We start from the raw sequence: 13,066 nt of genomic DNA, 5'->3' as shown, positions 1-13,066 counted from the left end.
GATACGACGAGGAAGGGGCGGACGTCGTGGGGGAGATGACCAAGGGGAGCAACGGATTCGTTCCGTCGGTGCCGTTGAGGATCGCCGTGCGCGGTGGTGTGGACGCCATGGCACTGTTGCTCGGCGAGACCGGGACGGTCAGGGGTGACGGGGACGTCGTCTTCCACGGCGCCCCGGTGCACCCTTCCGGGGCCGTCCGGCTGACGGAGGCGGTGCCGGGGCAGGCCGGTACGGCGTGGCTGGAGGTCGGCCTCGCCACCGTCGAGGAGCAGATCACCCGTGTCCTCGTGGTCGGTTCGACGGAGCGCGGCGCGATGCGCGACGCCGCCGGGCTGTCGGTGGAGGCCTTCGCCCCCGACGGCACCTCGGTGGCGCGGTACGACGTCACGGACGCCGCCGGGGAGACGGCGATGGTGCTGGCCGAGCTCTACCGGCGGGCGGGCGGCTGGAAGTTCCGCGCCGTGGGCCAGGGATGGGCGAGCGGTCTCGCCGGCCTGGCCACGGACCACGGCGTGGACGTGGCTGATGAGGGAGGGAACGGAGCGTCGCCCGGCGGTGGCGTGCCGGCGCGGGCCGTGGCTCCTCCTGCGCCCGCGCCGGGATTCGCACCTCCGCCTGCCGCAGTGGCCCCCGCGCCGGTCCCGGGCTTCGCGCCTCCGTCCGCCGCCGCGGTTCCGGCACCCGCCCCGGGCATCGCGGCTCCGCCGGCAGGGCAGGCTCCCGCGCCCGGTTTCGCACCTCCGCCCGTGGCGGTCGCTCCGGTGGCGACGCCTCCCGCCGCTGTCCCTCCCGCGGCGGCCCCGCCCATGACCCCCGTCCCTCCCGGCGGCGCCGACCGGTGGACGTACGGGCCCGTCTTCGAGCCGTACACGGAGACGGGCCGGGACAACGACGTGATCACCGTGGGCGGGCTCCCGCCGGGGCCGGTCGTGGTCCAGCTCGACGTCAGGGGCGACGGGTACACGGGCCTCTGGGTGCTCAACCGGCGCAACAAGGAGGAGGACAATCTCGTCAACAGCACGGAGGAGGACTTCCGGGGCCGCGTGCTCGCCACGGTCCCTGGGCACGGGACCCTGCGCCTGAAACTGCAGGCCGAGGGGCCCTGGCAGATCGTCGTGTCGCCGCTGGCGGCGGCCCGTCGCCTGACGGAGGAGGAAGCGGAGTTCCGCGGCCCCGAGGTGCTGCTGCACACGGGAGGTGTGGCCGACATGGCCGTCCACTACCGTGGCGACGACAACCTCATCGTCCACGTCTACGAACTCGCGGGGCACGACGACCACACGGCCCTGCCGCAGTACGAGAACGTGGTCAACGAGATCGGCAAGCGGCGCGAGACCGTTCCGCTGCCGGAGGGGCCGCTCGTCGTCCAGTTCGAGATGGCGGACGGCCCGTGGCGGGCGCGGCTGAAGCGCCTGCAGCCGCCGACCCGGCCCCTGCCCCAGGCTCCGCCGGGCGCGGCGGCGCCTGTCCCCTTCGCCGCCCCCGGCGACCCGACGTGGCCGGACAAGCAGGCCGAGCCCACTCCGCGGAAGAACTGGTTCTCGCGCGGCCGGGGGTGACCTGCGGGACACCGCCGTCGGGGCGTCGCGTCACCGCGGCGGCTCCCCCCCTCGTGTCGTCCACGGCCGCGCACCTCACCGGTGCGCGGCCGTGGACGACACGGCCAGAGCCGCGCCGACCTCGCCCGCCAGGGCGACCGGATCACCGGTCGGCGACGTCGGATAGGCCTGCCGTCCGTGGGCCCAGGCGTCGTCCCTGGCGAACCAGTCGACGGCGACCGGGGGCGCGCCCCGGACGAGCGCCGTGTCGAGGCTCGCGAAGTAGTCCGCCCAGCGCGGCCCGTACACGTCCTGGACGAGACCGGCCCACTCGCGGTTGGCGTAGTCGTGCAGGCCGCCGCTCTCGCTCGGCCCCCGGTCGGCCCAGGTGGTGAGGATCGAGCGGGCGTCGTACTCGAGCCGGTCGCTCTCCTCCGCGTCGGCCCCCCAGGAGCGGGCGTCGGCGAGCCACGGGCCCAGCAGGAAGCGACGGTCGGAGGCGACGAGCCGTCCGAGCAGCTCCTCCGCGGCGTTCCACTCGCGCACCAGTGCCCGGAAGCCCTCCAGGTCCTTCGCCTCGTACGCCGCCCTGATCCGCGGCAGCAGGAGACGGCCGCGGTTGGTGAGCGCCTGGCGCGCCACGTCCACCAGGTCGAAGCGGTACGCGTCCGAGCTCCGCAGCGCCGGGGCCACCTCCAGCAGCTCCGACAGGGCGCGCTCCACCGTGCAGGCGTCGTACCGCATGGCGGTCGGGCTCCAGCGTGCCGCCTTGACCGCCGTCAGGCTCGGCCGCGCGGTGAAGAGGCTGTCCTGCGGCTCGCTCCACGTACCGGAGGCGCCGCTGTACGGGCCGAGGCGCAGCTGCTCCCACGCGGCGGCCGCGTGCGGGTCGGCGCCGCCGTAGCGCCGGGCGGCGTACGCGGCGAACCAGGCGCGCTGGTCGACCGGGCCAGGCTCCCAGGCGAGCTCGGTGAGCAGGTCGAACGAGGCGGGGTTCCCGCCGGTGCCCTCCGGGAGGTAGGCGATGCCGCGCAGCGCGCTGTCCGACCGGGTCAGCCACGCGTGGAAACGGTCCGTCCACACGCCGGTGTTGGCGCCCAGGCTGGTGTGCCCGCCGAAGTTGGCGATCGAGCCGAACGCGTAGGGCGCACCGCCCCACTGCGCCTCGCGGTCGAGTCCCTCGTACCGGTCGGAGAGGCCGTCGACGATCAGCACCCGGCTCCGGTCCACACCGCTCAGGAGAGCCGCGGAGGGATTGTTCTGCCAGCCGAGCATGACCCACGTGGCCCCGGGACGCGCGGTGTCCAGGGCCCGCTGCACGGCCCCTGCCGCCCGTGCGACGTCGACCGGTCCGGGGGTGCCGCCCTCGTGCAGCAGGTCCATCTTGAACATGTCGCTGTCACCGAACCGGTGCCGCTGCACCCGGTAGTAGGCGGCGGCCAGTTCGGCGAAGACGGGTCCGGTCGGATCCAGCCAGTCGGGCCGGGCGAACCCGACCCACCTGCCCTGCGGGACGGTGACCGCGCCCGGGTTCCGGGCGGCGAAGTCCGGTGGCACCGTGCCGAAGAAGCCCGGCAGGACGGGCGTCATCCCCAACGCGCGCAGGTGTTTCGCGATCCGGCCACCCAGTGCCGCCCGGGCCTCGATCAGCGACTCCGACACCGGCCCGCCGAAGCCCGACATGTTCTGCAGCAGCCACCAGGCCTGATGCGCGGGGCCGGGGATCCAGGCGCGCAGCTCCGCCGCGTCGTAGCCGAACCCCTGGAGGGCCCGGTAGTACGGGTACTCGGCCCCGGTCGGCACGAAGACCTCGTTCACGCCGTGCAGCGCCATCAGGTCGATGTCGCGCCGGTACGAGGCGAAGTCGCGGTACGCGCCGGAGTAGCCCTCGTCGGTGTCGTTCAGGGCGTAGCGGTGCGGCACGTTCGCCGATCGGGTGAGCGTCCCGGGCACCGCGGGGAGCGTGAGCGGCAGCCGGCCGACACTGTCGCCCGGCCACCCGATGTCGACCCCCGCGACCCGCTCCAGATACCAGCCCACGCCGGTCAGCAGCGTGGCCGGCGAGGTGCCCCGCACCCGGATCGCCCCCGCCCTGCCGGAGACCGAGAAGTAGTCCCCGGAGCCCGGTTCCTCCACGGGGATCAGGGTGAACTGCGCGGCCCGGGACGGCAGCAGGCGCTTCAGCGCCGCCCGGGCCGGGCCCGGGTCGAAGGGGGGCACGGCGGCGGAGGCGGCGCCGCCCGGCGGAGCCGGCACGCCGGGGGTGGCGGCGGTCACGACGGCGAGCACCGCGACGACGAGGGTGTTGCGGCAACGACGGATCAGGCGGCTGCCCATCTGGCTCCCTGCTCGAACGGGACGACGGCCGGACCCTGTCTCTGAGCGGCCCCGGCGCGATCACTCTCCGACGCCCCGCGCCTCCGGCCGAGCAAGCGGAGCCGGAGGACCGACGGCGCTCATCCTTGCGGGTGCGTGCGTTCGATTCGAGGGTGCGAGCCGAGCCGGGTCCCGTGGGGCGGGCTGCCCGGGGCGCCCGCGGCGGACAGTCCGTCGGCGGGGGGCGCGGTGTATCTGACGACCGGTGAGGCCTGGCAGACTTCGGCCCTCAGACGGCAAGCGATTCCTGGAGGCACCCATGGCGCAGCGGCCCGGTCACACGGCCCGCAGGGCCCGCACGAGCGGGACGGCGACGCGATGAACCTGTGCCCCACCCGGCGCGCCGATCCGACCGCGCTCGTCGTCCGCAGCGCGCCCGCCGTGCCCACCGCAGCCGTGCTGCTGCTCCACGGCGGCCGCGCCGACGGCCCCGAGCCGCCGCCCGCGCTCAACCTGCCGGCCCTGCGCATGCGCCCCTTCGCCGCCGCCGTGACCCGGGCCGTCCGGGGCCGGGCGGTGCTGATCGCCGAGGTGCGCTACCGCCACCGCGGCTGGAACGGCGCCCGAGCCGACGCCGCCCGGGACGCCGAGGCCGCCCTCGGACGGCTCCGGGAGCGGGCCGGACCCGTGCCCGTCGTGCTCCTCGGCCACTCCATGGGCGGCCGGGCCGCCCTCCGCGTGGCGGGCGACCCCACCGTGCGCGGGGTCGTCGCGCTCGCCCCGTGGTGCCCCGCCGACGAGCCCGTGGACCACCTCGGCGGCCGGCGCCTCTACCTGCTCCACGACGAGACCGACCGGGTCACCTCGGCCCGTCAGTCCTGGGAGTTCGTCCGCCGGGCCCGGGAGGCGGGCGCCGACGCGGCGGGCATTCCCATGCCGACCGGCGGACACGCCATGCTCCGGGGCGCGGACCTCTGGCACCGACGCGCGGCCGAACTCACCGCGGCGCTGCTCTCGCACGGCTGAGAACGGACGGGAACGGACGGGAACGGACGGGAACGGACGGGAAGGGACGGTGACGGACAGGGGCGGAGGGGAACGCGTGCGCCCGGGTCAGCGGGAGCCGGCCGGGGAGGCGAGCAGCCCCGCACAGGCCGCCCGCGTCGCCGCGTGCACGGCGCGGGCGAGCCGCGCGCCCCACAGCGACCGCGGTCCGGCGAACGACTCGACGGAGCTCCCGGCGCCGGCGGCCGGCGAGGGCGCGGCCACGCAGACCGCGTCCGTCGGCGTGCCGGAGGCGTCGGCGCCCAGTTCGACCAGGGCCTGCACCTTGGCCTCGGTGGCGGTGGCGACCGCGTTCACGAGCGCGGCGTCCGTGAGCGGCACCGGCAGGGACACGACGATGTTGATCGTGCCGGGTCGCGGCGCCGCCACGCTGCCGGCTCCCGGAGCCGCGGCCCAGCCCCGTACGCCGACCCCGGCGGTGACCAGGGCCTGCGCGCCGCCGTCCACGGCGTGCCGCCGGTCCGCGACCGACGCCGCGGTCATGAGCCCCACGCCCGCCCCTTCGAGGCCGGCCCCGGAGGCCAGGTCACGGAGGTGGGCGACGGGGTCGAGCCGGGCGTAGCCGGGCGGGACCTGGGCGTTGACGACCCACTGACGCTCGCCGATGCCTCCGCCGAGGACGGCGCTCGACACCATGCGGACGCCCGGACCCGGGGCCCACACGAGGAGCGGCCACTCCCGGCCCTGTTCCACCTGGGGGAGGAGCGCGGCGTCGGCGAGCGACGGGCCGGTGAGAAGGGTTCGCGGAAGCACCCCACACCCTAGGAGCTGTACGAAGTTCGGATCTTCATGAGGCTCGATGGTGTACGGGCTCGGGCTGGTAGAACTCGCATGTGGCGCGTTTTGATGTGACGGATGCCGAGTGGGCTTTGATCGAGGAGTGCCTGCCGGTGGCGGCGACCGGTCCGCTGCCCCGGCGGGTGCGAGACCAGTTCAACGGGGTGTTGTGGCGGTTTCGCACCGGCTGCGGCTGGCGTGATGTGCCGGAGCGTTACGGGGCTTGGTCGACGGTGTACTCGCGGTTCAACACCTGGGCGAAGGCCGGGGTGTTCCAGGCGCTGATGGATGCCTTGGTCGCGGAGGCCGCGACCCGTGGGCAGGTTGGTCTGGAACTGGTCAGTGTGGATTCCACGGTGGTACGTGCCCATCACGAATCGGCCGGACTGGCGATCGCCGGGGAGACCCTGGACGCCCTTGAACAGGCCCTGACCGAGGAAAAGGGGGTTCCGCTGCCGGAGCAGGGACCGGTCTTGCGGGTGAGGCACCGCAGGCCAGAGCCGGCGCGGGCCCCGCAGAGGAGGCGGACCGGGACCGTGCCGCGGCGCGTCGGCGTCGCCGGGCACGGGCGAAGGCGGCCGAACTCGGCCGGTCCAGAGGCGGACTGAGCAGCAAGATCCACGCCGCGGTCGACACGGCGGGACTGCCGCTGGTGTTCGTTCTGACCCCCGGGCAGGGCGCGGACAGCCCGCAGTTCCAGACGGTGCTCGGCCGGATCCGGGTCCCGGGCCCACTGGGCCGGCCGCGCACCCGGCCTGCGGCGGTGGCCGCGGACAAGGCGTACTCGTCCAAGGCCAACCGCGTCTACCTGCGCAGGCGCGGAATCACCGCCGTCATCCCGGAGAAGTCCGACCAGGCCGCCAACCGGCGGAAGAGGGGCTCGGCCGGCGGCCGCCCCGTCGCCTTCGACCCGCACCGGTACCGGCAGCGCAACACCGTGGAACGCTGTTTCCAGAAGCTCAAGGCCTGGCGCGGAATCGCCACCCGCTACGACAAGTCCCCCGAGAGCTACGCGGCAGGGCTTCACCTCCGAGGATCGATCATGTGGCTGAAGCACATCACTGCAGCCACATGATCCGAACCTCAAACAGCTCCTAACGCGCGGCCTCGGAACGGCCCAGGTCGGTGCAGGTCGGCCCGCCGCCCCCCCAAAAAAACCGACGCCGACACCGACGGGCGGGGCGGTCCGCTCCCGTGGGAACGCGGACCGCCCCGCCCGTCCCGGTGGGCGTCGCGGCTGTGCGGACCGGCCCGTCAGTCCAGGGCGAGTACGGCCGTGAGGGCCGCCCGCAGGGCCGATTCCGGGTCCTCCGACGTCCCTTCGGACCGCCAGGCGACGAATCCGTCCGGGCGGACCAGCACCGCACCGTTCACGGTGACGCCATGGGCCTCCGCCCAGTCCTCGCCGTCCGCGGTCGAGAGCTCCGCGTCGGGCCCGTCGCCGATCCGGTACGAGTCGAGGGGCACCGCCAGGCGCTCGGCGACGTGCGCCGCCGCCGTGTGCCAGCCGCCGATGGCCCCCGCCGAACTCAGCAGCACGAGGGACCGCTCGTACAGGTCCAGGGTGGAGATCCGTTCACCCGCGCGGTCCAGCCACAGATGCGGCGCGCGGCTGCCGGGCTCGCCCGTCAGCCGCAGCCCGTCCGGGACGATCGGCACCGCCGGGTCCGCGCCCAGGACCGCGCCGCGCGGGTAGCGGTAGCCCAGCGCGACGTTGAGGATGCCGCCCCGCTTCCCGCCCGGGCCGCCCGCCCCCGGCTCGGGGGCGTACCCCGGGTGGCTGTGCTCGACCGAACGCGACGAGGCGCGGGCGCTGGTCGCCTCCGCGACCGGCCGGCGCTCCGCGTCGTAGGAAGCGAGCAGACCGGGGCCGGCCCAGCCGCCCAGTACCGCGGCGAGCTTCCAGGCGAGGTTGTGCGCGTCCTGGATGCCGGTGTTGGAGCCGAAGGCCCCCGTGGGCGGCATCTCGTGGGCCGAGTCGCCGGCGAGGAACACCCGCCTGTCCGCGTACCGTTCGGCGATCCGCTCGGCCGCGTGCCAGGGCGCCCTGCCCGTGATCTCCACGTGCAGGTCCGGCACGCCCACGGCGCGCCGGATGTGCTCCCTGCACCGCTCGTCGGTGAACTCCTCCAGGGTTTCGCCGAGTTCGGGGTGCCAGGGGGCGTGGAAGACCCACCGCTCGGCGTTGTCCACCGGCAGGAGCGCCCCGTCCCCCTCCGGGCTCGTGAGATAGCAGACGATGAAGCGGCGGTCGCCGACGACGGCCGCGAGATCGCGCGACTCGAACGTGATGCTCACGTTGTGGAAGAGGTCGCCCGGGCCGGTCTGCCCGATGCCGAGCTGCTCGCGGATCGGGCTGCGAGGGCCGTCCGCCGCGACGAGGTAGTCCGCCCGGATGGTGGTGTGCTCGCCGGTCTCCCGGCTCTTGACCCGCGCCGTCACCCCCTCGTCGTCCTGCTCGAACGACATCAGCTCCGTCGAGTACCGCAGGTCCCCGCCCAGCTCCCGCGCGCTCGCCAGGAGCACGGGTTCGAGGTCGTTCTGGCTGCACAGGCACCATTCGGCGGGGCTGAACCGGGCCAGGCCACCACCCGGGTCGATGTGCCGGAACAGCCACTCGCCGGCATCGCCCACCAGGGTCGGCGTCTGCAGGATCCCGTTGTTCGCCGACAGGACCTTCGCGGCCTCGTGGATGCGCGACCGGACTCCGGCGCCACGGAAGACCTCCATGGTGCGCACGTTGTTGCCGCGTCCGCGCGGGTGGATCGAGGTGCCCGCATGACGCTCGACGAGCGTGTGCGGCACGCCGAGACGTCCCAGGAAGAGCGAGGTGGACAGGCCCACCAGGGAGCCGCCCACGATGAGGACGGGCGTGCGGTGTCCGATCTCACCGGTCGCTTCGCTTCGGTTCATCGATGGCCTCCAGCGTCACCGGTGACGCGGGTCGGGGATGGGATGCACATGCCTGCCCGGCCGAGCCCGGGACCGTGCGCGAGGGCCACCCGAATGACGCGCGGTTCACTCATCCGCCCCGTGGGGCTCGCGTGGACGTCGGGGCCGCGTGAAGGTTCGGTACATGACGACCCCGGCCTTCCCGGTCAGGCGGTCCCTTCCCGCTCTCGCAGACGAGAAAGAGGTGCACCGGATGACCACCACGCCACGCATATCGCAGTCGGTGTTCGACGGGTCAAGGCTGCGGGTGATCCTGCTGCTCGACCTGTACGACGGAGCCCAGCAGCAGTTCCTCGAGGCGTACGAGGTCATGCGCAAGCAGGTGGCCGGCGTCCCCGGCCACATCAGCGACCAACTGTGCCAGTCCATCGAGAACCCCTCGCAGTGGCTGATCACCAGCGAATGGGAGAGCGCCCCGCCCTTCCTCGCCTGGGTGAACAGCGAGGAACACGTCGAGATGGTCAAGCCGATGCACAGCTGCGTCCGGGACACCCGGTCCATGCGCTACAGCATCCTCCGGGAGACCGGCGCACAGCGACCGCTCACGCCCGAGACCGCCTCGGGCGAGCAGGTGGCGGCCCGCGTGGGCGACGGAGTGACCCGCCACGCGCTCACCTTCACCGTCAAGCCCGGCTCCGAGTCGAAGGTCGCGGAGCTCCTGGCCGGCTACGAGTCGCCCGAGGCCCAGGTCGACGAGAACACGCGACTGCGCCGCACCTCGCTGTTCATGCACGGCAACCGTGTCGTGCGGGCCGTCGAGGTGGAGGGCGACCTCCTGTCCGCGCTGCGACACGTCGCACGGCAGCCCGGGGTCCGGGCCGTCGAGGAGGCCATCAACCCCTACCTGGAGCAGGACCGGGACCTCACCGACCCCGAGTCGGCCCGCGTCTTCTTCACCCGGGCGGCCCTCCCGGCCGTGCACCACGTGGTCTCCGCCCGCCCCGAACCGGCCGGCCTGCGGCGCCACGCCCTGTACTACCCGGCCAAGGAAGGCCGCGGTTCGGACCTGGCGCGGCTGCTCGCCCAGCAGGACGCGGAGGCGGCGGTCGACCCCGACAGCCCGGTGTACGGCAGCACCGTCTTCCAGCGCGACGACGTCGTGGTGCGCCTCATCGACGTCGAGGGCGACCTCGACCTCGATCCCGTCGCCGCCCTCGGCGTCAAGGGCGAGCGGAAGGCCAAGGTGCTCGAACGTCTCCTCGACGGCGCCGCGATCGGCGTCGAGGGATCCCTGGACACCGAGCGCAACCTCAACCGGCTCCTGTCGCACGCCGACATGCTGCCCGTCACCGACCGTCGCGCGGCCGACTCCTGAGGGAACGGTCCCAGGCCCGGCCCCCACCGTGGGTCCTCGCCCCCCGGCCCCCACGGTGGGCCCGCGCCCGACCGTGCGTCACACGTCATCGCCACACCCGGAGGTATCAACCATGCTCCAGCAGCGTCCGCGCATCGTGAACCTGAGCGACACGGAACCCAACCGCAGACGCGGGGGTGACCTGCGGGCCATGCTCACACCCGCCACCGTGGGCTCCACCAGCGGCTTCATGGGGCTGGCCATCATCCAGCCGGGCGACCGCATCGGCGAGCACTACCACCCGTACTCCGAGGAGTTCGTGTACGTCGTCCAGGGCCTGCTCGAAGTGGACCTGGACGGCGAGACGCACAAGCTCCTGCCGGACCAGGGGCTGCTGATCCCCATCGACGTCCGGCACCGGTTCCGCAACGTCGGCGACGTGGAGGCCCGCATGGTCTTCCACCTGGGTCCCCTCGCCCCGCACCCGAGCCTCGGCCACGTCGACACCGAGGAGACGGCCGCGACGGAACCGCACTCCTGCGACGGCGACCATGGACGGGCGCTCGAGCGGGAGGGGGCGCTCGAGTGACCCGGCGCGTGGCCGTCACCGGCATCGGCGTGGTCGCGCCGGGCGGCGCCGGCACGGCGGCGTTCTGGGACCTCCTCTCCCAAGGGCGGACGGCGACCCGGGGCATCACCCTGTTCGACCCCGTCGGCCTGCGCTCCCGCATCGCCGCCGAGTGCGACTTCGACCCGTACGCCCACGGCCTGCCTCCGGAACTGAGCGAGCACAACGACCGCTACGTCCAGTTCGCCGCGGTCGCCGCGGGAGAGGCCGTACGCGACTCCGGGCTCGACACCGCCACCGAGAACCCCTGGCGCGTCGGCGTCAGCCTCGGCAGCGCCGTCGGCGGCACCACCCGCCTGGAGCACGACTACGTCCTGGTCAGCGGGGGCGGGCGACGGTGGGACGTGGACCACCGCGCCGCCGACCCGAAGCTGCACCTGGCGTTCGCGCCCAGCACGCTCGCCGCGGTGGTCGCCGAACAGTTCGGGGCCCACGGCCCGGTGCAGACCGTCTCCACCGGCTGCACCTCCGGCCTCGACGCCGTCGGCTACGCCTTCCACACCATCGAGGAAGGCCGGGCGGACGTCGTCATAGCCGGGGCGTCGGACTCCCCGATCTCCCCGATCACCATGGCCTGCTTCGACGCCATCAAAGCCACGTCGCCCGACAACGACGACCCCGAGCACGCCTCCAAGCCCTTCGACGACCGCCGCAACGGCTTCGTCATGGGCGAGGGCGCGGCGGTCCTCGTCCTGGAGGAGTACGAGCACGCCAGGGCCCGCGACGCACACATCTACTGCGAGATCAGCGGCTACGCCACCTACGGCAACGCCTACCACATGACCGGACTGACCGGCGAGGGACTGGAGATGGCCCGGGCGATCGACACCGCGCTCGACCAGGCCAGGCTCGATCCCACGGCGATCGACTACGTCAACGCGCACGGCTCGGGCACCCGCCAGAACGACCGGCACGAGACCGCCGCCGTCAAGCGCTCCCTGGGCTCCCACGCGTACGACACGCCCATGAGCTCCATCAAATCCATGGTGGGGCACTCGCTCGGGGCGATCGGCGCGATAGAGGTCGCCGCCTGCGTGCTCGCCCTGAAGCACCAGGTGGTGCCCCCGACCGCCAACTACGAGATCCCCGACCCCGAGTGCGACCTGGACTACGTGCCGCGCACCGCCCGCCCCCGGAAGCTGAGGAACGTGCTCTCCGTCGGCAGCGGCTTCGGCGGCTTCCAGTCCGCCGTGCTCCTGACCGGGCCGGGCGGGAGGACACGATGAGCACACAGCGTCCACGGCGGGCGGTCGTCACCGGCATCGGTGTGATCGCCCCCAACGGACTGCGCACCGACGCGTACTGGAAGTCCGTCCGGGAAGGCCTCGGCGTTCTCGGCCGGATCACCCGCGAGGGCTGCGAGCACCTGCCCCTCAAGGTCGCGGGCCAGGTCGAGGGCTTCGACGCCTCGGCCCTCATCGACGAGCGCTTCCTCGTCCAGACCGACCGGTTCACCCACTACGCCATGGCGGCCGCCGCGCTCGCCCTCGACGACGCCGGCCTGGTCCACGAGGACGGGGTCGAGGACCCCTTCTCCGTCGGCGTCGTCACCGCCGCCGGATCGGGCGGCGGCGAGTTCGGCCAGCGCGAGCTGCAGAAGCTGTGGGGACAGGGTTCCAGGTTCGTCGGCCCGTACCAGTCCATCGCCTGGTTCTACGCCGCGAGCACGGGCCAGATCTCCATCCGGCACGGCTTCAAGGGTCCCTGCGGGGTGGTCGCGAGCGACGAGGCCGGCGGCCTCGACGCCCTCGCCCACGCCGCACGCACGGTCCGGCGGGGGACCGGCGCGGTGGTCGTCGGCGCCGCGGAGGCCCCCCTCGCCCCGTACTCGATGGTGTGCCAGCTCGGATATCCGGAGCTGAGCACCGTCGACGACCCGGACCGCGCCTACCGCCCCTTCACGGCCAAGGCCTGCGGATTCGTCCCCGCCGAGGGCGGCGCCATGCTCCTCGTCGAGGACGAGGCCCGCGCCCTCGACCGGGGCGCGACCGTACGGGCCACCGTCGCCGGCCACGGCGCCACCTTCACCGGCGCCTCCCGCTGGAAGGAGTCCCGGGAGGGACTCGCCCACGCCATCCGGGTCGCCCTCGACGAGGCCGGCTGCGCCCCGGAGGAGATCGACGTCGTCTTCCCCGACGCCCTCGGCGTACCGGAGGCGGACCGCGCCGAGGCCCTGGCGCTCGCCGACGTGCTGGGCGCGCACGCCACGCGCGTCCCGGTGACGGCACCCAAGACCGGCTACGGCCGGGCCTACTGCGGGGCATCCGTACTGGACACCGCGGCCGCCGTGCTCGCCATGGAACACGGCCTCGTGCCCCCCACCCCCAACGTGTACGACATCGACTGCGACCTCGACGTGGTGATGTCCCGCGCTCGGCCCGCCGAGCTGCGCACGGCCCTCGTCCTCAGCAGGGGACTCATGGGATCCAACGCGGCGCTCGTCGTGCGCCGCGGTGGCGGACTCGCCCGGTAGGACCGGGCGGCGAAGGAGGAACA

9 protein-coding genes and 1 pseudogene are annotated in these 13,066 nt (G+C 73.8%); 7 read left to right on the top strand and 3 right to left on the bottom strand.

Translation table 11 applies throughout. The annotated features are described in order from the left end of the window. Window positions 1-35: 35 nt before the first annotated feature. The gene (locus BLW86_RS02430) at window positions 36-1,559 is read left to right on the top strand and encodes a TerD family protein (protein WP_177181911.1); all 1,524 of its coding nucleotides are present in this window, start codon (window positions 36-38) and stop codon (window positions 1,557-1,559) included. Between the two features lie 75 nt (window positions 1,560-1,634). Here BLW86_RS02430 and BLW86_RS02425 read toward each other — a convergent pair whose 3' ends face one another. Next, on the bottom strand, window positions 1,635-3,875 hold the full coding sequence (locus BLW86_RS02425) for an alpha-N-acetylglucosaminidase (RefSeq protein WP_093872460.1): 2,241 nt from the start codon (window positions 3,873-3,875) through the stop codon (window positions 1,635-1,637). A 357-nt stretch (window positions 3,876-4,232) separates the two neighbouring features. Here BLW86_RS02425 and BLW86_RS02420 point away from each other — a divergent pair, with 357 nt between their 5' ends. Further along, window positions 4,233-4,880, top strand: a complete 648-nt coding sequence (locus BLW86_RS02420; RefSeq protein ID WP_093872459.1) for an alpha/beta fold hydrolase — start codon at window positions 4,233-4,235, stop codon at window positions 4,878-4,880. 87 nt (window positions 4,881-4,967) lie between these two features. On the opposite strand, the gene BLW86_RS02415 is transcribed toward BLW86_RS02420, so the two are convergent. Then, a complete protein-coding gene (locus tag BLW86_RS02415; protein WP_177181531.1) occupies window positions 4,968-5,672 on the bottom strand; it encodes an adenosylcobinamide amidohydrolase in 705 nt (234 codons plus the stop codon). A gap of 80 nt (window positions 5,673-5,752) precedes the next feature. On the opposite strand from BLW86_RS02415, the pseudogene BLW86_RS02410 reads away from it, so the two are divergent. Further along, window positions 5,753-6,771 (top strand): annotated as a pseudogene (locus BLW86_RS02410) (IS5 family transposase). Window positions 6,772-6,950: 179 nt separating this feature from the next. On the opposite strand, the gene BLW86_RS02405 reads toward BLW86_RS02410, so the two are convergent. After that, the gene (locus BLW86_RS02405; protein WP_093872458.1) at window positions 6,951-8,609 is read right to left on the bottom strand and encodes an FAD-dependent oxidoreductase; all 1,659 of its coding nucleotides are present in this window, start codon (window positions 8,607-8,609) and stop codon (window positions 6,951-6,953) included. 232 nt (window positions 8,610-8,841) lie between these two features. Between BLW86_RS02405 and BLW86_RS02400 the strand changes: the two genes are divergently transcribed. The 4 genes from BLW86_RS02400 to BLW86_RS02385 all read left to right on the top strand — a co-directional run bounded on the left by BLW86_RS02400 (window position 8,842) and on the right by BLW86_RS02385 (window position 13,043). After that, a complete protein-coding gene (locus tag BLW86_RS02400) occupies window positions 8,842-9,963 on the top strand; it encodes a SchA/CurD-like domain-containing protein (RefSeq protein ID WP_093878453.1) in 1,122 nt (373 codons plus the stop codon). Between the two features lie 112 nt (window positions 9,964-10,075). Further along, window positions 10,076-10,531 carry a cupin domain-containing protein gene (locus tag BLW86_RS02395; protein WP_093872457.1) on the top strand — a complete coding sequence of 152 codons (456 nt, stop codon included), beginning with the start codon at window positions 10,076-10,078 and terminating at the stop codon, window positions 10,529-10,531. After that, the gene (locus BLW86_RS02390; protein WP_093872456.1) at window positions 10,528-11,796 is read left to right on the top strand and encodes a beta-ketoacyl-[acyl-carrier-protein] synthase family protein; all 1,269 of its coding nucleotides are present in this window, start codon (window positions 10,528-10,530) and stop codon (window positions 11,794-11,796) included. Before BLW86_RS02395 ends, BLW86_RS02390 begins: the two co-directional genes overlap by 4 nt. Continuing rightward, on the top strand, window positions 11,793-13,043 hold the full coding sequence (locus BLW86_RS02385; RefSeq protein ID WP_093872455.1) for a ketosynthase chain-length factor: 1,251 nt from the start codon (window positions 11,793-11,795) through the stop codon (window positions 13,041-13,043). Before BLW86_RS02390 ends, BLW86_RS02385 begins: the two co-directional genes overlap by 4 nt. Window positions 13,044-13,066 lie beyond the last annotated feature (23 nt).

Source organism: Streptomyces sp. TLI_105 (genome assembly GCF_900105415.1).
Classification (GTDB): domain Bacteria; phylum Actinomycetota; class Actinomycetes; order Streptomycetales; family Streptomycetaceae; genus Streptomyces.
This window is presented reverse-complemented; position numbering and strand designations above follow the sequence as displayed.

Coding starts and splice junctions, on each gene's coding strand:
- BLW86_RS02430 (WP_177181911.1), top strand. CDS start 36: ATGACCAAGGGGAGCAACGGATTCGTTCCGTCGGTGCCGTTGAGGATC.
- BLW86_RS02425 (WP_093872460.1), bottom strand. CDS start 3,875: ATGGGCAGCCGCCTGATCCGTCGTTGCCGCAACACCCTCGTCGTCGCG.
- BLW86_RS02420 (WP_093872459.1), top strand. CDS start 4,233: ATGAACCTGTGCCCCACCCGGCGCGCCGATCCGACCGCGCTCGTCGTC.
- BLW86_RS02405 (WP_093872458.1), bottom strand. CDS start 8,609: ATGAACCGAAGCGAAGCGACCGGTGAGATCGGACACCGCACGCCCGTC.
- BLW86_RS02400 (WP_093878453.1), top strand. CDS start 8,842: ATGACCACCACGCCACGCATATCGCAGTCGGTGTTCGACGGGTCAAGG.
- BLW86_RS02395 (WP_093872457.1), top strand. CDS start 10,076: ATGCTCCAGCAGCGTCCGCGCATCGTGAACCTGAGCGACACGGAACCC.
- BLW86_RS02385 (WP_093872455.1), top strand. CDS start 11,793: ATGAGCACACAGCGTCCACGGCGGGCGGTCGTCACCGGCATCGGTGTG.